1 protein-coding gene is annotated in these 698 nt (G+C 37.9%); it reads right to left on the minus strand.

Going from position 1 to position 698, the window contains the following annotated elements; all coding sequences use genetic code 11:
• Positions 1-671, minus strand: a 671-nt coding sequence (locus L4D76_RS28805) for an RNA-guided endonuclease TnpB family protein (RefSeq protein WP_428444205.1), incomplete at its 3' end; no start/stop codon positions are given.
• Between the last annotated feature and the right edge of the window lie 27 nt (positions 672-698).

Genomic DNA, 698 nt, shown 5'->3' on the forward strand with positions numbered 1-698 from the left:
GAACAMAATTGGCTAGAAGCAAACGTTTTAGATACGGTCACGATTTGTTTACCATACCATTTTGCTTTGTATTCCAACATTTTTTTGAATTGGTACCAAGATACTTCACTAATAGCTTTAGCTAGTTTGTGATTTTTCATCATATTCGACACTTGCAAGTCTTCCATTCCAATMACATCGTGGTTTTTGATGATTTCGGTAGAAACTTTATGTAAGTAATCCATTCGGGCATTTGAAATTTTTTCGTGTAGGATAGCCACTTTTCGTTTTTGTTTTTGATAGTTTTTGGCTTCAGCCAATGGTTTATTTTGATTCAAGGCTATTTCTTGTCGCCTYGAAAGAATCCGTTGTGCTTTGGCCAATTTYTTTTCGACCGTCCGGAAGAATTTTGGGTTTTGATAGACCGTACCATCTGAAAGAATAGCAAAGTTCTTCAAMCCAACATCTACACCGCACGAACGATTCGTTTTAGGAAGTACTTGTACATKGGTTTCRGCTAAAACGGAAATGAAATATTTACCCGAAGGGTTCCGCCTGATTGTGGCATTGATGATTCGCCCTTCGACTTCGCGGCTTTTAGCAAAACGAACTAGACCGAGTTTTGGCAATTTGATTTTGTTTCCAAYMATTCCRATATTYCCATTCGTATGTTTAGTCGTRTAGGACTGGATAGGATTCTTTTTCGATTTGAAGCGTGG

The sequence above is a fragment of the Photobacterium sagamiensis genome (assembly GCF_050337085.1).
In the GTDB taxonomy this organism is placed as follows: domain Bacteria; phylum Pseudomonadota; class Gammaproteobacteria; order Enterobacterales; family Vibrionaceae; genus Photobacterium; species Photobacterium sagamiensis.